This window comes from Pseudarthrobacter sp. C4D7, from assembly GCF_013359725.1.
In the GTDB taxonomy this organism is placed as follows: domain Bacteria; phylum Actinomycetota; class Actinomycetes; order Actinomycetales; family Micrococcaceae; genus Arthrobacter.
The window spans coordinates 67,786-87,828 of the sequence record NZ_JABFMW010000009.1 but is presented as its reverse complement, the minus strand read 5'-3'; the positions used below and the strand labels follow the sequence as shown (position 1 = coordinate 87,828).

General features: G+C 66.5%; 22 protein-coding genes and 1 riboswitch. Of the genes, 8 read left to right on the top strand and 14 right to left on the bottom strand.

The genetic code is table 11. The annotated features are described in order from the left end of the window. Positions 1–7: 7 nt before the first annotated feature. The 6 genes from HNO81_RS08985 to HNO81_RS08960 form a co-directional block, all read right to left on the bottom strand. The gene (locus HNO81_RS08985) at positions 8–1,408 is read right to left on the bottom strand and encodes a rhodanese-like domain-containing protein (protein ID WP_175317774.1); all 1,401 of its coding nucleotides are present in this window, start codon (positions 1,406–1,408) and stop codon (positions 8–10) included. Between the two features lie 170 nt (positions 1,409–1,578). Continuing rightward, entirely contained in the window at positions 1,579–1,941 is a 363-nt protein-coding gene (gene trxA, locus HNO81_RS08980) for a thioredoxin (protein WP_175317773.1), read from the bottom strand. A gap of 62 nt (positions 1,942–2,003) precedes the next feature. Next, positions 2,004–2,300, bottom strand: a complete 297-nt coding sequence (locus HNO81_RS08975) for a rhodanese-like domain-containing protein (protein WP_175317772.1) — start codon at positions 2,298–2,300, stop codon at positions 2,004–2,006. 43 nt (positions 2,301–2,343) lie between these two features. Then, complete coding sequence (locus HNO81_RS08970; protein WP_371818203.1) at positions 2,344–2,628, bottom strand: rhodanese-like domain-containing protein; 285 nt, start codon at positions 2,626–2,628, stop codon at positions 2,344–2,346. A gap of 75 nt (positions 2,629–2,703) precedes the next feature. Beyond that, positions 2,704–3,462 carry a sulfite exporter TauE/SafE family protein gene (locus HNO81_RS08965; protein WP_175317771.1) on the bottom strand — a complete coding sequence of 253 codons (759 nt, stop codon included), beginning with the start codon at positions 3,460–3,462 and terminating at the stop codon, positions 2,704–2,706. After that, positions 3,459–4,076 carry a rhodanese-like domain-containing protein gene (locus tag HNO81_RS08960; RefSeq protein ID WP_175317770.1) on the bottom strand — a complete coding sequence of 206 codons (618 nt, stop codon included), beginning with the start codon at positions 4,074–4,076 and terminating at the stop codon, positions 3,459–3,461. The genes HNO81_RS08965 and HNO81_RS08960 overlap by 4 nt, the downstream gene beginning before the upstream one ends. 124 nt (positions 4,077–4,200) lie before the next feature. On the opposite strand from HNO81_RS08960, the gene HNO81_RS08955 reads away from it, so the two are divergent. Both HNO81_RS08955 and HNO81_RS08950 read left to right on the top strand, forming a co-directional pair. Continuing rightward, the gene (locus tag HNO81_RS08955; RefSeq protein WP_043452296.1) at positions 4,201–4,458 is read left to right on the top strand and encodes a metal-sensitive transcriptional regulator; all 258 of its coding nucleotides are present in this window, start codon (positions 4,201–4,203) and stop codon (positions 4,456–4,458) included. 56 nt (positions 4,459–4,514) lie between these two features. Then, entirely contained in the window at positions 4,515–4,931 is a 417-nt protein-coding gene (locus HNO81_RS08950; RefSeq protein ID WP_175317769.1) for a DUF302 domain-containing protein, read from the top strand. An 87-nt stretch (positions 4,932–5,018) separates the two neighbouring features. Here the strand turns inward: HNO81_RS08950 and HNO81_RS08945 are convergent, their stop codons facing one another. From HNO81_RS08945 to HNO81_RS08930, 4 genes are all read right to left on the bottom strand, one after another. Next, positions 5,019–5,495, bottom strand: a complete 477-nt coding sequence (locus tag HNO81_RS08945; RefSeq protein WP_175317768.1) for a MarR family winged helix-turn-helix transcriptional regulator — start codon at positions 5,493–5,495, stop codon at positions 5,019–5,021. A 98-nt stretch (positions 5,496–5,593) separates the two neighbouring features. Beyond that, positions 5,594–7,798 (bottom strand): transglycosylase domain-containing protein, encoded by a 2,205-nt coding sequence (locus tag HNO81_RS08940; RefSeq protein WP_254703383.1) that lies wholly within the window; start codon positions 7,796–7,798, stop codon positions 5,594–5,596. A 147-nt stretch (positions 7,799–7,945) separates the two neighbouring features. Further along, the gene (locus HNO81_RS08935) at positions 7,946–9,253 is read right to left on the bottom strand and encodes an APC family permease (RefSeq protein WP_175317767.1); all 1,308 of its coding nucleotides are present in this window, start codon (positions 9,251–9,253) and stop codon (positions 7,946–7,948) included. Between the two features lie 42 nt (positions 9,254–9,295). Next, positions 9,296–9,499, bottom strand: a complete 204-nt coding sequence (locus HNO81_RS08930) for a cold-shock protein (protein WP_175317766.1) — start codon at positions 9,497–9,499, stop codon at positions 9,296–9,298. Between the two features lie 403 nt (positions 9,500–9,902). Here HNO81_RS08930 and HNO81_RS08925 point away from each other — a divergent pair, with 403 nt between their 5' ends. From HNO81_RS08925 to crcB, 5 genes are all read left to right on the top strand, one after another. Next, the gene (locus HNO81_RS08925) at positions 9,903–11,258 is read left to right on the top strand and encodes a DUF2254 domain-containing protein (RefSeq protein WP_254703382.1); all 1,356 of its coding nucleotides are present in this window, start codon (positions 9,903–9,905) and stop codon (positions 11,256–11,258) included. A gap of 329 nt (positions 11,259–11,587) precedes the next feature. Beyond that, complete coding sequence (locus tag HNO81_RS08920) at positions 11,588–13,816, top strand: PKD domain-containing protein (protein WP_217509255.1); 2,229 nt, start codon at positions 11,588–11,590, stop codon at positions 13,814–13,816. A 58-nt stretch (positions 13,817–13,874) separates the two neighbouring features. After that, positions 13,875–13,960, top strand: a riboswitch (Fluoride riboswitch). 70 nt (positions 13,961–14,030) lie between these two features. Beyond that, entirely contained in the window at positions 14,031–14,579 is a 549-nt protein-coding gene (locus HNO81_RS08915; protein WP_371818202.1) for a universal stress protein, read from the top strand. Continuing rightward, positions 14,579–15,109: a CrcB family protein gene (locus HNO81_RS08910; protein ID WP_175317765.1), complete on the top strand. Its 531-nt coding sequence runs from the start codon at positions 14,579–14,581 to the stop codon at positions 15,107–15,109. Before HNO81_RS08915 ends, HNO81_RS08910 begins: the two co-directional genes overlap by 1 nt. Continuing rightward, the gene (gene crcB / locus HNO81_RS08905; protein WP_371818201.1) at positions 15,106–15,483 is read left to right on the top strand and encodes a fluoride efflux transporter CrcB; all 378 of its coding nucleotides are present in this window, start codon (positions 15,106–15,108) and stop codon (positions 15,481–15,483) included. The genes HNO81_RS08910 and crcB overlap by 4 nt, the downstream gene beginning before the upstream one ends. Positions 15,484–15,508: 25 nt before the next feature. Here crcB and HNO81_RS08900 read toward each other — a convergent pair whose 3' ends face one another. Together HNO81_RS08900 and HNO81_RS08895 are read right to left on the bottom strand one after the other, a co-directional pair. After that, a complete protein-coding gene (locus tag HNO81_RS08900) occupies positions 15,509–16,243 on the bottom strand; it encodes a CDP-alcohol phosphatidyltransferase family protein (protein ID WP_175317764.1) in 735 nt (244 codons plus the stop codon). A 42-nt stretch (positions 16,244–16,285) separates the two neighbouring features. Next, on the bottom strand, positions 16,286–16,711 hold the full coding sequence (locus HNO81_RS08895; RefSeq protein ID WP_371818200.1) for a hypothetical protein: 426 nt from the start codon (positions 16,709–16,711) through the stop codon (positions 16,286–16,288). A gap of 145 nt (positions 16,712–16,856) precedes the next feature. On the opposite strand from HNO81_RS08895, the gene HNO81_RS08890 reads away from it, so the two are divergent. Further along, positions 16,857–17,402, top strand: a complete 546-nt coding sequence (locus HNO81_RS08890; protein WP_175317763.1) for a YceI family protein — start codon at positions 16,857–16,859, stop codon at positions 17,400–17,402. A 53-nt stretch (positions 17,403–17,455) separates the two neighbouring features. Here the strand turns inward: HNO81_RS08890 and HNO81_RS08885 are convergent, their stop codons facing one another. Next, positions 17,456–18,640 (bottom strand): FAD-dependent monooxygenase, encoded by a 1,185-nt coding sequence (locus tag HNO81_RS08885; protein WP_175317762.1) that lies wholly within the window; start codon positions 18,638–18,640, stop codon positions 17,456–17,458. 60 nt (positions 18,641–18,700) lie between these two features. After that, entirely contained in the window at positions 18,701–19,900 is a 1,200-nt protein-coding gene (locus HNO81_RS08880) for a cation:proton antiporter (RefSeq protein ID WP_175317761.1), read from the bottom strand. Between the last annotated feature and the right edge of the window lie 143 nt (positions 19,901–20,043).

Genomic DNA, 20,043 nt, shown 5'->3' with positions numbered 1-20,043 from the left:
TGCCTGCTCAGGCTGCGGGGACGCTGTTCCGCCAGGCGTTCCAGGCGGCGTAGCTGCCGTCGAGTTCGACGACGTCGTACCCGGCACGGCGCAGGGCGCTGGCGGCCACGGAGTTGCGCACGCCGGACTGGCAGTAGGACACGATGGTGCCGCCGCCGGGCAGCTCATCCAGGTGCCACATCACGCGGCCGCCGAAGAGCTGGTGGGAGCCGGGGATGTGTCCTGCCTTGTGCTCGGTCTTGTTGCGGACGTCCAGGACCATGGCCGCTTCGAAACCCTCGAGTTCCTCAGGCTGGATCAGGCTCGGCGTGAAGGTGGGCAACCCCTTGATGCCGGTGAGGTAGCCGGCCACGTTGTCGATGCCCACGCGGACCAGATGGTCCCACAGGTCCTGGGCCTGTTCCTGGTCTTTGGCCAGGAGCACCAGCGGGTTCGTGTCCGTTTCCGGGTTGACCACCCAGGCGCCGTAGCTGGCTACGGACTTGCCGGCCGGGACGTTCAGGGAACGGACCACGGTGCCCTGGTGGACCTCGCCGTTGGAGCGGGTGTCGATGAACGTCAGGGTGTCCTCCGCCAGGCCCGCGGCGACGGTTCCGGTGGCGAGCTCGGGCAGGGGAGCGCGCTCACCCATAACGGCCGGGCCTTCACGGTTTTCGCGCTTCATCCGTGCGAAGTAGGCGTGGGCGTCCGGCTGGCCGTCCAGGAGTTCGTTGATGAAACCCTGCTCGTCGTTGGTGGCCAGGTAGGGGCCCCACCAGGCGTAGAGGCGTTCGTAACCCACCGTGGAGGAGGGGATGGCGCCCAGGGCCTTGCCGCAGGCGCTGCCGGCGCCGTGCGCGGGGTGGACCTGGACGTAGTCCGGCAGGGTGAGGAACTTGTCGCGCAGGCTGGCGAAGAGCTGCTTGGCGCCCTCGAAGCGGGTGTCGATGCCGCCGGCGGCTTCGTCCAGCAGGTCCGGGCGGCCCAGATCGCCGGAGAAGACGAAGTCCCCGGAGAGCAGGTAGCCGGGCTTGTCGCTGAACGCGCCGTCGGTCACCAGGAAGGACAGGTGCTCGGGGGTGTGGCCCGGGGTGTGGACTGCCTTGATGCTGATGTTGCCCAGGGTGATGGTGTCGCCGTCGTACAGCCGCTCGCCCTCGAATTCGTACTGCCAGTCCGGTCCGCCTTCGCCGGAGACGTAGATCTTGGCGCCGGTGGCGGCGGCCAGTTCGCGGGTACCGGAGAGGTAGTCGGCGTGGATGTGGGTCTCGGTGACGGCCACGATCTCCATGCCGTTCTTTGCGGCGAGCTCCTGGTACACGGCGATGTCGCGGCGGCCGTCCACCACGATGGCTTCACCCTTGGCCTGGCAGCCGATCAAGTAGCTGGCCTGGGCGAGGTCTTCGTCGTAAATGCGCTCGATAAGCATCTGGTGCTCTCCTTCATTTGAAAGGGGATTGGGAGATTGTTCTGAGATCAGTATAGATACCCCGGGGGGTATCCCGCAAGTGCACTGCGGCCTAGTCGTTTGCCCTGCGGGCAGGCCTTGGCAGCAAGCGCAGGAGGCCTGGTGCGGTGGGGTTTTTGGCTGGTGCGGTATCAGGCGTGCTGGTGGCCGGCCTCGGCACGGAGCTTGTCCATGTCCAGGTTCTTCACGGCCTGGATGACTTCCTCGAGGCCGGTGGCGTTGAGGGCGCCGGGCTGGGAGAAGACCAGGGTCTTGTCCTTGAAGGCCATCAGCGTGGGGATGGAGGTGATGTTCGCGGCGGCCGCGAGGGCCTGTTCGGCCTCGGTGTCCACCTTGGCGAAGGTAATGTCCGGGTGGCGGTCCGCGGCGGCGCCGTAAGTGGGGGCGAACATCCGGCAGGGGCCGCACCAGGCTGCCCAGAAGTCAACGAAGACGATGTCGTTCTCCTCCAGGGTCTGGGCGAAGGATTGCTGGGTGATGTCGATGGTTGCCATGGTCTGTCGTTGTCCTTTCGGGCGGTTGGGGTGGGTGCCCTGCGTTGACGGGGCGGGTGGTGCTAGGTGGTGGGGAGTCCGGCGCGGGTCCAGGCGGTCATGCCGCCGGCCATGGTGTCCGCCTTGTAGCCAACGCCGTTGAGGGCATCGGCCACGGCGGCGCTGCGGTTGCCGCTGCGGCAAACGGCAATCACGGGCACGGCGGGGTCGAGCTCGCCCAGGCGTGCCTGGAGCTGGCCCATGGGAATGTGCAGGGCGCCGGGGATCATGCCTTCGGCGACTTCGAAGTCCTCGCGGACGTCGAGGATGCGGGCGGTGGAGCGGCGCTGTTCGGTTTCGTTGATGGTGATTTCAGCCATGGTGGTTCTCCTTTGAAATGGTGGGTGGCTAAAGCTGGTGTTGCTAGCGGACGGGTTCGCCGGCATGGCGCCAGGCGGCCATGCCGCCGCGCACGGAGTAGGCGTCGTACCCTTTTTCGGCGAGGAGCCGGGCTGCGGAGCCGGAGCGCACGCCGGAGGCGCAGACGGCGATCACCGGCCGGGTCTTCTGGATCCCGGCAGTGCTGGTCTGCAGGCGGTCCAGGGGGACGTGCTTGGCCTGCGGCGCCCGGCCGGTCCGCCATTCCTGGGCGGACCTGACGTCGATGAGCGTGGCCCCGGAACCCAGGAGCTCCTTGGCCTCGGCCACGGAAATGGTTTTATAGGGCTTGCTGAAGGCCTTCTTGAGGAATCGAAAAGTCCCATGGTGTTCTCCTCTGGGGGGTCAGGCGGTGACCGTACCGGCGGTGACCCACGCCGCGACGGCGAAGATGAGTACCGCGAACGAGATGCGGATGTGCTTGTCGTGCAGGTGGCGGGCAAACCGGGCGGCAACGATGGATCCCACGATTGCCGGGACGGCGAACGCCAGGGTGGTGGCCCAGTCGATGGTGAAACCGGCTGCGTGGGCGCTGAACCCGGCCGCCGAGTTGACCACGATGATGGCCAAGGATGTTCCCACTGCCTGCTTCATCCGCAGGCCCAGGAAGATGGTCAGCGCGGGGGTGATGAGGAATCCGCCGCCCACGCCCAGCAGTCCGGTCAGGAACCCGACCAGCAGGCCCACGCCCACGGCCTTCGGGGCGCAGGACCGGAACGCCCGGTGCGGGCCGGTGCTGCAGGATCCTTCGGTTTCGCGGGGCTTGCTGAGCATCCGGATGCCCGCAACCACCATGATCACGGCAAAAGCCAGCATCAGGACGGTGGGGTCCAGCAGCTTGCCCACGGCCGCGCCGGCCCAGGCCGCCGGGATGCCCGCAGCGCCCACCAGGGCGATCACGGGCCAGTTCAGGCCCTCACGGATCCTGGGGAGCAGGGCTGCCAGCGAGGAGATTCCCACCACCAGCAGGGAGGTGGGGATGGCCTGGGCGGGGCTCATGCCCACGCCGTACACCAGGGCCGGAACGGCAATGATGGACCCGCCGCCGCCTACTACGCCCAGTACGACGCCGACGACGAGCCCCAAACCCAGGGCCGGGATCATGCCGCCGCGCCCGCTTCGGCCGTCTGCACGGGAAGCTGCAGGATGGCGCTTTCGCGGGTGGGCTCCTTGGCTGCCTTGTTCCACGGCATCGCGGACAGGGCCTTGCCCATGGCGCAGGTGTTGGTTGCGGCCGAGAACGTCAGCCCGGTGCCGATGGCGCCGGCCAGCATGCGGACCTTGGGCGAGACGAACTTTCCGCCGGCCAGGCCGAGCATTACAAGGGAGCCGGCGGCCAGGCGGACCTGGCGTTCGAGATCCCAGCGGTCCTTGCCCTTGACCACGTCGCCGCCGGCGGAGGCGAAGCCGGGGACGCCGCCGGTCAGGACGTACGCGGTGTCCAGGCCAACCGTGGCCATGCGCTGGCGGGCCTGCTCGGCGCGGACGCCGGACTGGCAGACCAGGACCACCCGCGAACCCAGCCGGGCGGCGAGTTCGTCGGTGTGCTCGGAGAGCAGCGGCAGCGGCACGTTGTAGGAGCCGCGGATGTGCATGGACTCGAACTCAGCGGCAGAGCGGACGTCGATCACTACCAGGTCCTGGTGCTCTTTGATCCAGGACTGCAGGGTCTCGGGAGCGAGTGCGGTAACGGCGGTTGCCTTTGAAGGGGAAGTCATAAGTGGCCTCTCGGAAGGGGTCGGGTGGATACCCCACCGAGTATTGCAGATACCCCCGGGGGTAGTCAAAACACCCATGGGGGTATATAGTTGGGGGCGAGACCCCCACCATTGGAGACCCGTTATGGAACTGAACCCCACCGAACTCACGCCCGTGATCAACCGCCTCAAGCGCGCCCAGGGCCAGCTCGCCGCTGTCACCCGGATGCTTGAAGAGGGGCGCGACTGCAAGGACGTCGTCACCCAGCTTGCCGCCGTGTCCAAGGCCCTTGACCGTGCCGGCTTCGCCATCATCGCCACCGGCCTGGAGCAGTGCATCGTCCAGAAGGACGAGACCATGGACCGGAAGGACCTGGAGAAGCTCTTCCTCTCCCTGGCTTAATTCAACGCCCGCCGGCCCCACCGCAGCGGGGTGGGCGGCAACTTCGAAGGAGCACCATGACGTACACACTGGCCACCACTGTTCCCCTTCCCTGGTCCGAGGCGCTGGAGCGCACCCGCGAAGCCCTTGCCGCGCAGGGGTTCGGGATCCTGACCGAAATCAACATCCGGTCCACCTTCGAAGCCAAGCTCGGCACGGAGGCTGCGGACGCCGTCGGCGATTACGTCATCCTGGGTGCCTGCAACCCGTCCCTCGCCAGCCGCGCCCTGGCGGCCGAGCCGGAGATGGGTGCCCTGCTGCCCTGCAACGTGGTGGTGCGCCGGAACAGCTCAGCGGACTCCACCACGGTCGAAGCGATCGATCCGCAGACCATGGTGCAGCTCAGCAGCGCGCCTTCAGTCAAGGAAGTGGCGGACGACGCCGGCACGCGCCTTCGGAAGGCCCTCGCCAGCCTGGGCGGGGAGAACAGCTAGCGGCATTGGGCGGCGGATGCCGCCACCCGGGGACCGTTCAAATGGACCGTGGGGTGGGTGGCCTGTTCCGGCCCGCCACCCCAACGCTTAGATGCCGAGCAGCAAGTTCTCGGCCGGCGACGCTTCTCCAGCTGCCTGCGCAAACAGCGCGAATCCCAAAGCGATCTTTTCCTGGTCACCGGGGCTGACGCGGCCCAGAATGGCTGCTATTTCCTGCCGCCTTGCCTCCGTGACCTCGTCGACGATCCGAAGGCCTTTCTCTGTTGGCGTGACCAGTACTTCGCGCCTGCTCTCCGGGCTTTGACCGCGAACAATCAAGCCTGCAGCCTCCATGCGGTCAGCGGTCCGGCTGAAGCTTGATTGATGGACGCCCAACAGGTGGGCCAGGTCTCCCATGCGGACCGGCCCCCGGGCGGACAGGATCACCAGCGCCCGGAATTGCGGCAGGGACACAGAATCCAGCGTCCCGGCAAGCGAGCGGGCAACGACGCCCAGCAAGGCACGTGACGCCGTGAGCGTAGGCTCCAGGGCCCGGCCGTCGCCTGGCGTACTTTGCTCGTTCATGGTTCACTCCGGGCTTCAGGTGTCCTAAGGGCCGCCGGGAACACCGTCAACCGCGATTCGTGGCTGTGGTGACGGCATGTTCCCGATTTGTCGGTAACTCAGCCTACCTTCTGTTTCTTCGTTGCCCCGGTGGTCTTTGGCGCATGTGTTGACTGCGGCTTCGGGATTTGCTTCGGTGACGGTTTTGCCGGCGTCCGGAGCATGGCCGGGGGAGGGGCTGGGAAGTCCTTCGCGCTGTACTGCGGGGCTGCCTGGTTCATGAAACGGGCCCATTGGTTGCCGGCCAGGTCCGCTCCGTTGACGACGGGATAATAGCGGCCGTTGATGGTGATGTCCTGGTTTATCCACTCGGGTCCGGTGCCTTTGTAGCTGCCGAACCAGGACGCGGTAGCGACCCCGGAGGTAGCGCCCACGGTCCAGGTATTGATGTTCCCGTCCGTGGTGCCGGTCTTGGCGAAGATGTCGTAGCCGGATTTGTTGACGGGGAGCTTGTAGCCGGACCCCCTGGTCAGGACGTTCTTGAGTGCGTACGTTACGCCTGCTGCCACAGTGGATTTGATGGTTTGGTGGCAGTCCGCCGAAGGGACGGGGAGTTGGTCGCCGCGGTTGTCCGTGATGCCGGTGAGTGCCGTTGGGCTGCAGTAGGTGCCGCCGCTGGCGAAGGTGGCATAGGCGTTGGCCATGGTCAATGGTGCGACGTCAACGGAGCCGATGAGGTTCGAGATCCTGGAGAAATCGTAGGGTTCGTTGGTGTGTCCGTCCTTGATGCCGGCTGCTGTCGTCATTTTCTGGACGTTGCAGAGATCGAGCTGGCTGGCGGACTGGAACGTGATGGTGTTGATGGACTGGTACAGGCCCTGCAGCACGCTCATCTTGTAGTAGTGGTTGGGGTCGTCGTTGGGGAGCAGGTGGGTGCCGGCTGCGGGGTCGTATGCTCCCGACGTCGTGCCGCAGCTGTTCTTCCAGGGGAATGTGGCGGGGTATTTCCGCGCCGCGCCGTTGAGGATGGTGTTCATGGACTTTCCGGCATTGAGCCACTGGGCAAAGATGAAGGGCTTGATGGTGGATCCCACCTGGAAGCCTCCTGCCCCGTCCAGGGGCCTGCCGTTGCTGTCGTTTGCCGGGAGGGCGAAGTTGCCCATGTAATTGCCCGGGGCAGGGGCAGGATCGTAGCGGGTGTTTTGGGCCATGGCCAGGATCTTTCCCGTGCCGGGCTGGACGCTGACCAGTGCAGTGCCCCGCTGCAGGGGATCGTCGCTGGACATCGTGGCCGTGACCAGGTCCTGTGCCTTTTGCTGCAGCGGCAGATCAAGGGTTGTCCGGATGGTGAGTCCGCCGCTGTAAAGGAGGGCGCGGCGGGCCTCCTCATCTGCTCCATACGCAGGGTTGTTGAGGATGAGGCGCTGGACGTAGTCGCAGAAGTAGGGTGCCGTGCGGGCTGCCACGCATCCTTGTCCGGTGGGGTGGAGGTCAAGGCTGACGGGGCTGCCGGCGGCTTTGTCGTGGGCCGCGGCGGTGATTCGTCCCTGCTCGAGCATCTTGTCCAGAACCAGGTTGCGCCGGGAGAGTGCGTGATCGGGCTGGGTGACGGGGTCATAAAACGACGGATTGTTGATGACACCGGCCAGCGTGGCGGCCTGGTCAAGGTTGAGGCTCATGGCGGGAACCCCGAAGTAGTACTGCGAGGCCGCCTCGATCCCGTAAACGTTGTTGCCGAAGTAGATGATGTTCAGGTACCCCTGCAGGATCTGGTCTTTCGTGTGGGTCTTCTCCAGCGAGACGGCCAGCTTCATCTCCCTGAGTTTGTCCCGCAGGGTCTTGTCCTGTCCCAGCTTCACGTCCTCGGGGTGCCCAGCGGCAAGGTGCGACTGGATGGTGACGTTGTTGACGTACTGCTGGGTGATGGTGGAAGCCCCCTGGCGGGTTCCGCCGGCGTTGGCTGCAAGAGCCCGGAGAATTCCCACCGGATCTGTTCCGCCGTGCTCGTAAAAACGGGCATCTTCAATCGCGATGATCGCGTCCTTGATGGACGGTGCCATCTGATCGAGGGGGACGGAATCGCGGTTCTGGCTGAAAAACGTGGCTATCAGGGAGCCGTCGTTGGCCAGGACGGTACTGGCCTGGGCCTGCCTGCTGACCTCGAGTTCGTCCGGGAAGCTCGCCAGCAGCTTGTTGGAGAATCCCGCCGCAGAAGCGCCAACGGCAGCGAACGGCAGTGCCAGTCCTGTCACGAGAAGCCCGGTCAGTGCACTGACCGTGACGAAGAGGAGCAACTTTCCCATGAAGGCCGTGGGCTTCAGCAACAGGGACTACCTTCCTTTCGGTCTGCGCAGACAAGAGGCATGCATGAGGAAATACATAATATGTATTAGTGCATATTTAGACGCTAACAGTGTGTTGCTCCCACGCGGCACCCGATCCAGCCCTCGCCTGGGATTGTTCCTTTACCGTTACTCCGGGACGGCCAGGCGCCGCCGGACCATGAGCCATTGGGCGCCGGTAATCGCTGCCGCAACAATCACAGTGATGAGCACGGTGAGGAGGTCTGTCTGGACCTTGGCCACGATGAATGCCAGCAGGACGGCCAGGTCGAGGATGATCGCCATCCAGGGAATCCAGGTAATGGCCCGGATATCGGACGCCAGGCGGAAAATGACGCCGGCGTGGACGGCGATGTCCATCGCCAGGTAAAGGATTGCCCCGAGTGAGGCGATCCGGGACAAATCAAAGGAACTGGCCAGGACCATGGCCAGGCCGGCCGTGATGTAAAGGGACTGGTGTTTTTGATGTCCCGGAAGGCCCGGCGCCTGGCCCATGTCCCGGAGCATGTCATAGAGCTTCGAGACGGAGAACAGGCTGGCAATCAGGCCCGAAAGCGTGGCCACCACGGCGATCACGACAGTCAGGGTGACGCCCCAGGAACCGAACGCAGGATCGGCGGCCTCTGCCAGCGCGTAGTCCCGCGCCTGCATGATCTTGGGCACCGACAGGCTGCCGGTGACTGCAACGGTGATCAGCAGGTAGAGCACGGTGCACAAGCCGATGGCCAGCATGATGGACCGGCCGATATTTCGTTCCGGGTTCCGCAGGTCTGACCCCTGGTTGGTGATGGTGGTGAAGCCTTTGTACGCCAGGATGCACAAGGTAACTCCTGCCAGGAACCCCACCCACCCCTGCTCGGGAGGGTTCCGTCCCTCCGTCGTAAACAGCCGCCCCAGCGACGGGAGGCCGGCGGCCACGATGCCTGCGACGGCCAGCAGCGCGATGCCTGCGATCTTTATGGCGGCGGTTATTGTCGCGGAGCCTTCAACCCAGCGGTTGCCCACCAGGTTGACCAGTGCCGCGGCTGCAACGGCCGCCACGGCTAGGACCGGGACCCAGAAGGGGGATCCCTGCATCCCGAAAGGGCGCAGCAGGTATGTCGCGAAGGTCCTGCCGAGAAGGGACTCCGCCAGGATCATCGAAACGTACATGAACAGTGAGAAGGAACCTGCCGCGACCCCAGGCCCGTAGGCGGCCTTCAGCAGCATGGCAACCCCGCCGGAAGAAGGGTTTACGGCGGAGTATCGGATGTATGAGTAGGAGCTGAAGGCCACTACGACGGCACCGGCAAAAAAGGCCCAGGGAACCCAGCCGCCCGCCAGTTGCGCCACCTGCCCCACCAGGGCAAAAATGCCCGCCCCGATCATCACGCCCGTTCCCAAGGCAACAGAACCGGTCAGTGACAGTGACTTCTTCGTTGGTTCAGTGGCGGCCATGTCGTGTTGTCCCTCCTCCTGGCTTCATCATCGGTTCGAAAATCACAAAACGCGAATGTTTTCCGCCACGGGTCCGCCGGGGCCGATCGTGACGCTGAACTCAACTTTCAAGTCCTTGACGAGCGCCGGCTGTCCCGTGGCAAGAACGGCCGTGAAATGGGCGAAGACATCCTCTGAACCGTTATCGGGAATGATGAAACCGACGCCCTTTTCCGGACTGAACCACCTGACTATGCCTGTTTCCATGCACCTTCATCCTTGTTTGTCCGTCCCCGTCGGCAGGGGGAGCGGCGAATCGCCGCGGCTGGCGGGCCAGTACCGGTCCTGCCGTCCCGGCGGGCCGAAAGTCGGACGGGACTGTAGTAATAACCGGCGGCATAATATGCCGGATGACATATATGCACGCTAGCAGTGCATCGCGATTGGCCTAAGGGAAAAGCCGCCCAGAGCCCGTTTCGTGCCTCGAACGTTATCGGCCCGCCGGCGACTGCACCCCGGTTTACGGCCCCGCGGCAGTACGGTTACTGTCGAGGGACTGCCAAATCCGGCAGGTGCATGGACGGCGTGCAACAGCGCCCTCTGCGCCTGAAACACCGCTGCAGCAAAGGGGAGAATCCATGGCTGACGTATTCCCGGGGTGGGCGGACCATTGCTGAACGGACGTGTTGCTCTTTGGCTGGATGCGCTGCGGACGCAGCTGTGGCCGCTGCCGGTACTGGCAATTGCAGCTGCCGTGGCACTTGGAGTGGGATTGCCGGCGCTGGATTCCAGTGTGGAGGGACAGCTGCCGGGCAGCGTCAGCGTGTTTTTGTTCAGCGGCGGCCCGGAAGCGGCGAGGGCGGTCCTGCAAGCCATCGCAGGATCCCTTATCACGGTAACCTCCCTGACCTTTTCCCTGACGGTAGTCACCCTGCAGTTGGCCAGCGGCCAGTTTTCGCCCCGGCTCCTGCGGACGTTTACTGCCGACCGCTTTGTCCACGGCACTCTGGCGCTGTTCCTGGCGGCGTTTGCGTTCGCCTTGACAGTGCTCCGCAGCGTCCGCGACCAGACCAGCAGCAACACGGCATTTGTCCCTGAAATATCGGTGACTGTCGCGTTCGTGCTGGCTATTGCCAGTGTGGTGTGCCTGGTGTTGTTCCTCGCGCACCTTGCACGGGAGATCCGGGTGGAAACCATGCTGCGCCGGGTGGGCGGCGAAACGCGGGCCACTATTGACCGGGTGTTTCCCGGTGACCGGCCCACGAACGGCGCCCCGGCCTCCCAACAGCCGGGTGGTTTCCCCATCACGGCAGGGTCCTCGGGGTTCCTCACCTCGCTGGACAAAGATGCCCTTCTGGCGGCGGCGGTCAGCTTCGATGCCGTGGTCAGGATAGACAGGGAGCCGGGCAGCTCCCTGGTAGAAGGGGTTCCGTTTGCCACCGCCTGGCCGCTTGAAGCGGGAGCCCGTCCGGGACCAGAGGCCAGGGAAGATCTGCAGCGGGTGATTAACAGGGCGGTGGGCTCCGGATTTGAACGCACCAGCGTCCAGGACGTTGCGTTCGGGTTCCGGCAGTTGGTGGACGTGGCGGCGAGGGCTTTGTCCCCGGGCATCAATGATCCAACCACGGCAGTGCATGTCCTCGGCCACCTCTCGGCCCTGCTGTGCCGCCTGGTCGACAGGAACCCGGGTCCGGAGCAGATTGTTGACGACGAGGGACGGGTGCGGGTTGTCATGTCGCTTCCGGGGTTGCCCGCGCTGCTGGACCTGTCCGTCGGGCAGATAAGGAACTACGGCGCCGGCGACCCTGACGTGGCCCGGCGTCTGGTGGACCTCCTGTACGAGGTCGGCTGGTGCGACCGGAGGGGCCTGTACCGGGATGCTGTTCTGGACCATCTGGACCGCTTGCGCAGTGCAATAGCCGCCGCTGGGTACGCAGCGGCGGATCGGCGGAGCCTGCTCGACCATGCCGGGTCCTGTGCCGCGCAGGTGCAGGCCGGGCCAGCGGACGTATCGCTGCCGAAATAGGTGCATCCGGCCCTTGACCAGCCCCGTCGCCGGAAACATGCTGACACTGAGCTGAGTGCAGGCAGCAAGCCGGAACGTGCGGATGGAGCCAAGGACGCCGACCTGCTGGGTGTTGGGTCCCGCGGCCACGGGGGCTTTTAGGGGTTTCGGCGGTGCGGGTGACCATCAGGTTAGGGGTTCTGCGGAGCCCCTAATAATTGCGTACGGGGATAGTCTTGCCGCTGGCTGAAGCCCCCTCCTATGGTTGCGCGTAAGGGTGATGGGGCCCGCTGATTCTGGGACTACGGGCCACCGCACCCTCCATTGCCGTCTGGTCCCAGGAGCGTGCCATGAAAGTCCGTCTGCAAAACGTCCGCATCATCCAGGCCGTGGTTTTGTTCCTGGTCCTGGCCGCTGTCAGCCTGGTGGCACCCGGGAAGGCAAATGCAGACCCGGTCTACGGCACGCAGAGCATTTCGTACTCCGGGGTGTCGAATCCACCCACCGCGGACAAGCCGCAGAGCAAGCTGTGGTTCAACGACGGATCCTGGTGGGCGGACATGTGGACCACCGGAGCGGGCTGGAGTATTTACCGGCTGGACCGCCCGTCCAAGACGTGGGTCAACACGGGGATCGTGAACGATACCCGGGCAAGTACGCTCGCGGACGTGCTGTGGGACGGCAGCAAGCTCTACATTGCCTCCCATGTGGTGACGGTGACAGGGGATGGAACCCCGAAGCCCTCGTTGTCCGGTCAGCCCGCGAAGCTGTACCGCTACAGCTACTCGGGCGGCAAGTATGTCCTGGATGCTGGCTTTCCCACCGTCATTTCCAACAACTCCAGCGAGTCCATGACTTTGGACAAGGATTCGCTGGGCGGCGTCTGGGTCACCTGGACGCAGGTGGCCGGCAACTCAACATCCGGGTACACCAATTCGGTCTACGTGAACTATTCCGCCAACGGAGGCGCCAGCTGGCGGTCGCCGTTCGTACTCCCGGTAGCCAGCCCCCACCCAGCGCCGGACGACATTTCTGCGGTGGTGGCGTTTGGCAACAACCAGATCGGCGTGATGTGGAGCGACCACCTTGCCAACACCGTATGGTGGGCCACCCACGCGGACGGGAAAGCTCCGGATTCGAACTGGAAGCTGCAGCCCGCCTTGCGGGGCAAAGGGCAGTCCGATGACCACCTGAACCTGAAGACCCTCCAGACGGACACCTCCGGGCGTGTTTTCGCGGCAGTCAAGACCAGCCTGAACGACTACTCCTCGGACAAGACGCTGCCGCAGCTGGTGCTTCTGGTGTTCAAGCCGGGAACCGGCGCCTTTACCCAGTCCACCATCTCGGTGGCCGGCGACTGCGTCTCCCGTCCACAGATCCTTTTGGACACCCAAAACAACCTGGTCCACGCATTCCAGACCGCGCCGCCAACCTCGGTCAGCGGCTGCCAGTGGTCCGGCATACCGGGCGCCATCTACGAGAAGACGGCGTCCATGGACAACCCGGTCTTCGGCTCTGGCCGGGGAACGCCGGTGATTCAGAGCGCCTCGGCTTCCAAGATGAACGATGTCACCACCACCAAGCAGAGCGTCAACAGCTCCACGGGCATCGTCATCCTGGCCACTGACAATTCGGCCAAGCGTTACTGGTACTCGGACCGGCCCCTGGGATCGGGAACTCCGGCCCCCGCAGCACCCAAGGCATCGTTCACGGCAAACCCCACGTCGGGAACCGCGCCACTGAACGTGGCGTTCACTGACACCTCCACCGGGGCGCCAACGTCCTGGGCCTGGGACTTCGGCGACGGCGGGACGTCCACCGCCCAGAACCCCACCCACAGCTACGCTGCGGCCGGCACCTACACCGCCAAGCTGACCGCCACGAACAGCGGCGGGTCATCCTCCGCCAGCACCGCCATAACGGTTACGAGCGGCACGACCCCACCGCCCGCCGGCGCCGGAATCACCGTAGTGGGTTCCAGCACCACGTACTCGGGCACGGCCGTTGGAAAGGCCGTGCTGACAGTTCCGGCGGGTACGGCGGCCGGGGATGTCCTGGTCGCATCAATTGCCGGTGACCTGAACTCCACGGTGACGCCGCCGGCCGGATGGACACCCATCGTGTCGGGCCTCTCTGTCGGATCCGGGTCACGGCTCTTCAGCTACTACCGGGTGGCAGCGGCAGGAGACCCGGCGAGCCCCTCGTGGACGCTCAATACGGCCGTGAAATGGGGCGGGGGAATGACGGCCTACCGGGGTGTGGACAACGCCAAGCCTCTGGACAGCAGCGTGGTCACGGCGGTGGACACCAGCTGGACCAAGAGCAGCCTCACGGTGGGAAGCGTTACCACCGCCACCAACGGAGCCATGCTGATCGGGGCGATCGCCTGCGACTGTGCCTCGCCCGTCTTCACTGCTCCTGCCGCCTGGACGGAACGCTGGGAAGCGGCCGGCGGGCAGACGGCCGAGCACGCTGACGCGGTGCAGGCGGCGGCGGGGGCGAGCGGGACGGCTACCTGGACCTTCAGCGCCGTCCGCGCCGCTGCCGCCTGGCGTGCCGCGTTGAAGCCGGCCGACTGACGGCGCGCCACCGTCGGCTTCGGCAGCGGTGGCGCACGCCGCAGGAAAAGTTGTAGTCTCTCTTCACGGTGATGGATCCCGCCGGAAGCCCGCGCAGGTGCGCGGTCTTCGAACCGCCGAATGGCTGATGGTTCCTGTCTTTGCTGATACGAAGGCAGGTGAACCGTGCCCGCACCCGGCCCAGTTTTCCTGCCCCACCCCGACAGGAGAGCCTGTGACTGAGCCTGAGAAACCCACCCCCTCCACCGGCCATGCCCCATACATCCCGCAGAAAATCAGCGGCCCGGTGCTCATGGGCGTGGTGCCGGGCCAGCCGCTGGCGGTGGCGCACCGCGCCGCGGACCTGGCCCGCAGCCTGGGCGTGAAGCTGGTCTGCGCCTACGTGGACGTGACCACCTACCTGGTTGAAGAGCCTGGCGGCAGGATGGAAGCCAGCCCCATCGACCCCGACGGGGTTGATGACGACATCGAAGGGATCAGCGCTTCCCTGGCCGGGCACCTCCGCGACGCCCTGGGCGCGGTCGGCGTCGACTGGTCCTTTGTCACCCTCGCCGGCGATCCGGCCCGGGCGCTGGGTCGGTTGGCGGAATCCACCGGCGCGTCCGTCATCGTGGTGGGCACCCGCGAGCGCGGGCTCGGGGCGCGGTTCGAAGAACTCCTGGTGGGATCCGTTGCTGTCCACCTCACCCACCGCCAGCACCGGCCCATCCTGGTTGTCCCGCTGGCCCCGCAGCCCAGGCAGCAACCCAAGGCAGGCCACTGATGGAGCAGCCCGCCCCCCAAACCGAAACAGCCGGCACCACGGACCGGGGGACCCTGGGGGAGGCGCGCGTCCACCGGCCGGTCCACCTGCACCCCGGGTTCGTCCTGGTGGTCATCGCCGGCGGCACCTTCGGCGCCCTGGCCCGCTACGGCCTGGCCGGCGTCCTGCCCGCACCGGGCGGCTGGCCGCTGCCCACGCTCATCATCAACGTGGCTGGGGCGTTCCTCCTTGGTGCCCTGCTCGAAGCACTGGTCCGCCGCGGTCCGGACGCAGGACGGCGGCGGCTGCTCCGGCTGCTGGCCGGCACCGGGTTCCTGGGCGCCTTCACCACCTACAGCACCCTGGCAGTTGAAGCCACCGCCTTGTTCAATGCCGGCCGCAGCGCAGACGCCGTCATGTATGTGGGAGCCTCCGTGCTGGTGGGAGCCGCGGCAACCGTGGCAGGCATCCGGCTGGCAGCTGCCCACCACGCCCGGGCCAGCACCCGGCACGGGGAAACCCCTGGCGCTGCGAAGGAGGAAGACCGGTGAGCGCCCTGGCCATCATCCTGCTGGGGCTCGCCGGCGGCCTCGGCGCTGCTGCCCGGTTCGTCGTCGACGGCCTGGTGCGTGCCAAAATCCGGACCGCCCTTCCGGTGGGCACCATCGCCATCAACGTGACGGGATCGTTCCTGCTGGGCCTGCTGGCCGGTGCCGTGGTCATGCACGCGGCACCACCCGAGCTGCAGGCCATTGCCGGCACCGGGTTCCTGGGCGGCTTCACCACCTTCAGCACCGCGAGCTTCGAAACCGTCCGCCTGGTCCAGTCCCGCCGCACGGGCATGGCACTCCTCAACGCCCTGGGCACCGCGGCCGCCGCGGTGGGTGCCGCCGCCGGCGGCTTCGCCCTCGCCGGGCTGCTGTAGGCCCCCGCCGGCCGGGGCACCAGCCCTACGGCGCCGGCGCGCCCACGTCCCGGAGCCCGGCGCGGTGCAGGCGCTCCAGCTGGAGGACGTCGCGGGCAAAGGACCAGGTCAGCAATGCCAGCGCCAGCTCGGCAACCGATGCAGCGGCCACCGCCGGGACGCCGGGGAGGAGGGCAGCCAGCAGCGCGAACGGCTGGAACGCCCCGATGGCTTTGCGGGAGGCCCTGGGCGGCAGCGCCCTGCGGAGGTGCGGCCGGATCCGGCCCGCGGCCACGAAAGCGTAGTACATGGCGCCGATGCCCAAGGTCCACGGACCGGCCACCGGGACGGCCGCGACGCTGAGCACCAGGACCAGCGCGGCGTCGGTGGCGGCATCGAACCGGGCCCCGGCCGCCGACGAGGTTCCTGTCCGCCTGGCCACCGCGCCGTCCACCCCGTCCAGGAGGAACGCGGCAGCGCCCAGGACCGGGAGGAGGAGGCCGGTGCGTCCGCCCGTGACCAGCTGCGGAACCGCCAGCACCGCGCAGAGCGACACCAGGACAGCGCGCAGCAGGGTGACGCGGTCCGCCGGCGTCGAGAAGCGCGGGATCCGCCGCAGGACGGAGCCGACGGCGGCCACGGTCACCAGTGCTCCTGCCGCCAGTCCCGCCAGTTGGAGGACCGTCCCGGCGGGGGACAGGGATGTCAGCACCAGGGCCGACACCAGGTAGGTGGAGACGGCACCGAACGCGTCCGGCACCGCCCGTTCAGCCCCGCCCATCTGACACCTCTCCCCGCATGCCGGCAACGGCTCCGGTGCTGGTCATCGGCGGCGGCGCCGGGCACCACGCCCGGCCCCGGCGTCGTGCGTCCTCCTGCCGGCACGCACCACCCCGGCGAGCGCCAGCAGCGCCCCTGCTCCCTCGGCCACGGCGCTGAGAATTTTGGAGAAGAACCAGACGGGATCGTACATGGCGGGGATGGGCCCGATGGCGGGGATGTCCACGTACGCGTAAAGCACGACGGCGGCGAACGCGCTGAGGGCAACCACCAGGGCCACGGCATAGGCAGTCCTGCTGCCGCGGACCAGGACGTAGGCGCCGGCCACCAGCGCCACGGTGGCCTCCAGGAGGAAGAGCGTGCCCTGGCTGACGGTGCCGGGCTGCGCATTCTGGTACCCCGGGGCCAGGGAGAGGTGCACGCCGGCATCGATGAACAGCGCCAGGGCGGTCAATAGTCGTAGGGCCACGCTTATGTATACGCCGGAAGTTCCTTTCCGGTTCATTCCGCCCTGTTCTTCCTGTGGCTTCCAGAGGGAATATAGAGGGGTATCCGCAGTCCTGCCCCTGGTGCAGGCGGCTGTGCCTGCGGCCCTACGAGTAAGGAGAATGACCATGACCCTTCCCACGCAACTGACGCCGGGAACATGGACCCTGGACATGTCCCACAGCGAGATCGGCTTCAGTGTCCGCCATGCCGGGATCAGCAAGGTCCGGGGCCGTTTCACCGATGCCCAGGCCGAGGCACGGGTGGGCCAGTCCCTGGCGGACTCCTCGGTGCATGCCACGGTTTCCACCGCCAGCTTCGACTCCGGCGACGCGAACCGTGACGCCCACGTCCGCGGCGAAGACTTCTTCGACGTCGAAAAGTTCCCGCAGATGACCTTCCGCGGCACCGCCATTGAGGGGGACGGCGAGGAATACACCCTGACCGGGGACCTCACCATCAAGGACGTCACCCGCCCCGTAGAGCTGGAAGTCGAGTTCACGGGCGTCGCGGTGGACCCGTTCGGCGCCACCCGGGCCGGGTTCTCCGCAGAGGCCGAGATCAGCCGGAAGGAATTCGGGCTCACCTGGAACGCAGCGCTGGAAGCCGGCGGCCTGCTGGTCAGCGACAAGGTGAAGATCAACCTGGAAGCGGCACTGGTCAAGCAGGGCTGAGCCTGCCGATGACCACGTGGGCGCTTTTGGCCGCACCCGTGGCGCTGCCGCCGTTACTTCGCGATGGTGCGAAGGATTTGCCGCGCTACAAGCCGGTCGATACCGGGCAGCCGGGTGCCGCGGATGATCCACCGGCGCAGCAGCCGCTGCGCCCTGTTCCTGGGAAGGAACGATGCAGCCGCCCGCCGCCCGGATGCCTGCGCCACCTCGACCACGGGCCGCCACTCCTTGTCGAAGCGGGCCAGGGCGCTGTTGATCTGGTCGGAGGCGTTCACTGGCCCCAGGATGTCTCCAAGCAGGGCGGCGCCGGCAATGGCGAGTGAGCCGCCCTGGCCGGCGAGCAGCGAGACGGCGCCCGCGGCATCCCCGACGAGAACCGCACGTTGCTTCTGCCAGCATGGCAGCACCACCTGCGCTACAACGTCGTCGTAGGGATGCTCGGGGCAAAGCTCAAGGAGTCGGTCGACCGCTTCGGTGGCACCGGCGAACTCCGCACGTAAGCGCTCACGCACAGCCTGGAGCTCGGGAACGGACCCGTCCCTGGGCGCCCGGTAGACGAGGAACGCGGCCACCTCGTCATTGCGGAGACTGTAGAGCCCGGCCATCCGGTCGATGGTATCGGTGAGGATGAACCGGTTCCTGAAACGCGCGTTCAATGCGGGATCGGTGACGATGAACGCCGCGGCGCGCATCCCCAGGAGCCTGAGGCAGTCCGTGTCAGGACCGAAGAGGGCGGCCCGCACCACAGAGTGGATGCCATCGGCCCCCACCAGCACATCCGCGGTGAGCACGTCCTCTGGGGCGCCGTCGACGGCGACATGTGCACCGCCGTCGTCCGTCCAGGCGCGCAGGACCCGGGTCCAGTAGCTGAGCCTGACCCGTCCCTCCGGCACGTCGCCAAGTGCGGACAAGGCGGCCCGTTCAATGTCTGGCCGCAGGAGACTCAAAACCTTTCCGCCTGCCAACCGGGAAAACTGGCCGTAGTCGATGCTGCAGGTGCGGCGGCCCGCAGCGTCGACGTAATCAGCAGACTCGATCTGATACGCCGACGCCGCGAGGCGGGGATAGAGGCCGATGCGTTCGGAGGCCTCCACTCCCGGACCGAAGAAGTCCATCATGTAGCCGTCAGACCGGGGGGCCCGGGACTTCTCCAGCAGCTCGACATCCCAGCCGGCCAGGCCGAGCTGACGTGCCGTGACGAGGCCTGCGATTCCTGCACCGGCAACGATGGCTTTCATGCTGCATCCCTACGGCGGCCGCCGCCTGCGGGCGGCACAGGTGCGCGTCGATGGAGCCTGTCAGCCATGACTGGTCTTTTCTTCCGTGCCTGCAGGCTGTCTCCGGGCGAACTGCCGGGCGATGACCACATCCGTGGAGGAATGGGACAGGATGGAGAGCACGATCACCAAGCCCACCAGGTGGTAGACCTCGTCGGCGCGCGCGATGTCCGATTCCAGGATGATCAGGCCGTACACCACCGAGGCGAAGCCTTTCGGCCCGAACCACATGGCTGCCGCCTGTTCGCCCACGGGCAGCCGAGCCCCCAGGAAGGACACCAGGAGGGCCAGCGGCCGTGCCACCACCAGGGCCAGTACGGCGAAGATCCACCCGGCGAGGGGAATCTCCGTGAAAAGGAAGGCCGGCGTAATCAAGGCACCGAAGACCATGATCGCTGCAAGTTTGAGGAGCTCGGTGACCAGCTCTCCGAACTGTTCGAATTCGTGCCGCAGTCCAGGGCTCGTGGTGGCCACCGTGATGCCGGCTGCGAAGGCGCCCAGGAACAGATTGGCGTGGGTCGCCTGGCAGATGGCGAGCACCAGGAGCCCGATGGAAACCGCCAGCAACGGCTGGAGAGACCTGATGGCCTGCAGGAACGGAAGCTTTTCGAGAGAGAGTACGACGACGGGCACCGCCACCCCGACCACGATGCCCAGGATAATTTCGAACAGCAGCTCCTCCCCGCTGGTACTGCTGCCTCCTGCTGCGGCCAGCAGGATCAGCACGATGGGCAGTGCCAGGCCGTCGTTGACTCCGGATTCGACGTTCAGCAGGTGCCGTAGCCGGCCCGGTACCTCTTCCCTGCCCACGATCGCGGCGGCAAACACCGGGTCTGTGGGGGCAAGGATGGCACCGAGGAGGAAGGATTCGAGCCAGGGCAGTCCCGCGATGTAGTGGGCGAACAGCGCCGTGAGAACGAGGGTCAATGGCAGGCCCAGCAGGAGGGCGCGTCCGGGCAGCCGCCATGCGGTGCGCAGGTCCCGGTAGCCGACGTGCATCCCGTCGGTAAAGAGGACCGAGAACAGGGCCAGCTCCGCCAGCCCGCTGACGATTGGATCTCCGGTGGACACGGTGATCAGGCCCATAGCGCCCGGTCCCAGCAGGAATCCGCCCACCAGGAAGAGGACGGCGGTGGACAGCACTGTGCGGTGGGCGCGCTCGGAGATCAGCACCCCGATCAACAGCAGGACGGCGAAGGACAGCAGCAAGGCAGTTTGCATGGCTTCGCTATCGTGGCAAGAGACGGGCTGCAATGCCGGCGCGCGGGATTTCGACGTCGCCGCCGCGCGGACGTCCCAGGCGCGATGGCCCGATCCTGCGGCCGAACGGGATCAGGCCGGACTGCCAGAGGGCGGGCGTTGGT

Excerpts from the sequence above, each read along its gene's own strand:
- HNO81_RS08955 (WP_043452296.1), top strand. The coding sequence starts at position 4,201 with ATGGAACTGAACCCCACCGAACTCACGCCCGTGATCAACCGCCTCAAG.
- HNO81_RS08935 (WP_175317767.1), bottom strand. The coding sequence starts at position 9,253 with ATGGCCGCCACTGAACCAACGAAGAAGTCACTGTCACTGACCGGTTCT.
- HNO81_RS08930 (WP_175317766.1), bottom strand. The coding sequence starts at position 9,499 with ATGGAAACAGGCATAGTCAGGTGGTTCAGTCCGGAAAAGGGCGTCGGT.
- HNO81_RS08880 (WP_175317761.1), bottom strand. The coding sequence starts at position 19,900 with ATGCAAACTGCCTTGCTGCTGTCCTTCGCCGTCCTGCTGTTGATCGGG.
- HNO81_RS08885 (WP_175317762.1), bottom strand. The coding sequence starts at position 18,640 with ATGAAAGCCATCGTTGCCGGTGCAGGAATCGCAGGCCTCGTCACGGCA.
- HNO81_RS08910 (WP_175317765.1), top strand. The coding sequence starts at position 14,579 with ATGGAGCAGCCCGCCCCCCAAACCGAAACAGCCGGCACCACGGACCGG.
- HNO81_RS08900 (WP_175317764.1), bottom strand. The coding sequence starts at position 16,243 with ATGGGCGGGGCTGAACGGGCGGTGCCGGACGCGTTCGGTGCCGTCTCC.
- HNO81_RS08890 (WP_175317763.1), top strand. The coding sequence starts at position 16,857 with ATGACCCTTCCCACGCAACTGACGCCGGGAACATGGACCCTGGACATG.
- HNO81_RS08920 (WP_217509255.1), top strand. The coding sequence starts at position 11,588 with ATGAAAGTCCGTCTGCAAAACGTCCGCATCATCCAGGCCGTGGTTTTG.
- HNO81_RS08945 (WP_175317768.1), bottom strand. The coding sequence starts at position 5,495 with ATGAACGAGCAAAGTACGCCAGGCGACGGCCGGGCCCTGGAGCCTACG.
- trxA (WP_175317773.1), bottom strand. The coding sequence starts at position 1,941 with ATGGCAACCATCGACATCACCCAGCAATCCTTCGCCCAGACCCTGGAG.
- HNO81_RS08950 (WP_175317769.1), top strand. The coding sequence starts at position 4,515 with ATGACGTACACACTGGCCACCACTGTTCCCCTTCCCTGGTCCGAGGCG.
- HNO81_RS08965 (WP_175317771.1), bottom strand. The coding sequence starts at position 3,462 with ATGATCCCGGCCCTGGGTTTGGGGCTCGTCGTCGGCGTCGTACTGGGC.
- HNO81_RS08960 (WP_175317770.1), bottom strand. The coding sequence starts at position 4,076 with ATGACTTCCCCTTCAAAGGCAACCGCCGTTACCGCACTCGCTCCCGAG.
- HNO81_RS08975 (WP_175317772.1), bottom strand. The coding sequence starts at position 2,300 with ATGGCTGAAATCACCATCAACGAAACCGAACAGCGCCGCTCCACCGCC.
- HNO81_RS08985 (WP_175317774.1), bottom strand. The coding sequence starts at position 1,408 with ATGCTTATCGAGCGCATTTACGACGAAGACCTCGCCCAGGCCAGCTAC.